Source organism: Hydrogenivirga sp. 128-5-R1-1 (assembly GCF_000171895.1).
In genome coordinates this window covers 1-1869 of sequence record NZ_ABHJ01000220.1, presented here as the reverse complement: position 1 = coordinate 1869, position 1869 = coordinate 1, and the positions used below count along the sequence as shown (strand labels likewise).

Genomic DNA, 1869 nt, shown 5'->3' with positions numbered 1-1869 from the left:
TCAGTCTTTGACCTAATATTATATTCTCTTTTTCGTTATTTTTTAAGTATTCAGGAGGACAAACTTTAACCTGAATTTTCCCATCCTGGTCGGTTTTACTGTACCTTGCAATTAAATCTGCTATCATTTTTTTATCTTCTTCTGTTATATACTGACCAGATATAGGTCTTGCTATTGCAACCGCACCTTTTCCTATAGGCTGGAAATACCAGTAATTTTTCCTAATTCCTTTTATGAAATTTCCTTCACCTTCATTTCTTGTAACTATAACTTTTGTACCAGTTGGAAGTCTGAAATGTCTTCCTATTGTAAGTAAATAAAGTTCATCCCTTGTAATTGTATTTTCAAAAGCTATTACTTCTTTGTACTTCCTTGCGAAGTTTTCATCAGTTAAATAACAGCATCCACCTGCTGGTTGTTCATATTCATCTATTCCAAATTTTTTGGCAAGCTCTATCTGTCTTTTTCTACTCCTTCCAGCTATACCTTCTAATTTTTCCCTATCAATCCATCCTTCCTTTTCAGGTATAGTTGGAGGAAGTAGTTTTGCTGAAAGTGGCTTTACAACTAAACCTTCAACACCAGCTTCTTTTTCAATAATTTTCATTGCCTTTAAATGCTGGCTCATAGGTCTTTGATTTAAAACTTCACCTGAAATTATAAAGTCTGCACCGATTTCTTCCATATATTTTTTTGCGTGTTTATACATGTAAGCCCTGCAGTCAATACATGGGTTTATATTACTTCCATAGCCGTATTTTGGATTTTGTATAATGTCAAAGTATCCTTCTGAAATATCTATTATTTCAAGGGAAAAACCATATTTAGCAGCATATTTTAAGGCAGGGTTCATGTAGTGAGAGCCGTCTTCTTTCTTTTCGCCTCTTCTTCTTTTTGTTTCTGTAATGCAAAAGCCTGTGTAAAAATGCAGGGCTATAACTTCTATGCCCTGCTCCTGTATTAACTTTATTGCAAGTGTACTATCTAAGCCACCTGAGTATAATGCTACTGCTTTTCTTTTCATATTACCCTATATGTTCTAAATCTACTGATTCTTCTTCGTGTTCTTCCTCTATGCAATCAGGTATTTTAGCTGCTTCTTCAACTCTACCTTGTTTTAAAAGATAGTCTTTTATTGCAACGTGAAGAGTTTCAAGTCCAAGGTTTGTACAGTGGATTTTTTGTGGTGGAAGTCCACCAAGCTCTTCAAATATTTCTTTGTAAGTTAAGTTTAAAGCATAGTCAATAGGCTTTCCTTTCACCATTTCAGTGAGCATAGAAGAAACTGCTATAGCAGAACCGCATCCAAATGTTTTAAATTTTACATCTGTAATAACATCAGTTTTTGGGTCAACTTTTATAGTAAAAAGCATTGCGTCTCCACAAGATGGGTTTCCGCACTGCCCGTATCCATCTGGATTAGGTATTTCTCCTAAGTTTCTTGGGTTTGTAAAGTGGTCTAAAACTTTCTCGTTATATTCAAACATTTTATTAACCTCCTGAGGTTATATATTTTAGGTTTAATTTAGACTTTAAACTCTATATTCTCAATGAGTTTTATCACAATTAACCGCTAACATTTTTGTATTTATCAGCCTTTTTAACAAACTGGTCCCAATTTTCAGGTCCAAATGGTGATATTTCTCTAAGTCTTTGTATAACTTTTGGATATGTTTCAAGTATGTAATCTATATCTTTTTCTGTATTTTCTCTTCCAAGTGAGAAAACTATTGAACCGTTAGACTCTTCAGCTCCAATTCCTACAGCTGCAAGAACGTGGGACTGCTTTAATGCGTAAGATACACAAGCTGAACCAGAAGCTGTGTAAGTTTTGTTTATATCAAGCATTAAAAGCATTGCTTCTCCTTC

2 protein-coding genes and 1 pseudogene are annotated in these 1869 nt (G+C 34.2%); all 3 read right to left on the bottom strand.

Going from position 1 to position 1869, the window contains the following annotated elements:
• Nucleotides 1-1024, bottom strand: a 1024-nt coding sequence (locus HG1285_RS03135; RefSeq protein ID WP_008288949.1) for a hypothetical protein, incomplete at its 3' end; no start/stop codon positions are given.
• A 1-nt stretch (nucleotide 1025) separates the two neighbouring features.
• Complete coding sequence (locus HG1285_RS03140) at nucleotides 1026-1487, bottom strand: iron-sulfur cluster assembly scaffold protein (RefSeq protein ID WP_008288948.1); 462 nt, start codon at nucleotides 1485-1487, stop codon at nucleotides 1026-1028.
• A 79-nt stretch (nucleotides 1488-1566) separates the two neighbouring features.
• Nucleotides 1567-1869: pseudogene (locus HG1285_RS19885) on the bottom strand (cysteine desulfurase NifS); the annotation flags it as partial.

What these genes read in the sequence shown, in the direction of transcription:
- HG1285_RS03140 (WP_008288948.1), bottom strand. Translation starts at nt 1,487, where the DNA reads ATGTTTGAATATAACGAGAAAGTTTTAGACCACTTTACAAACCCAAGA.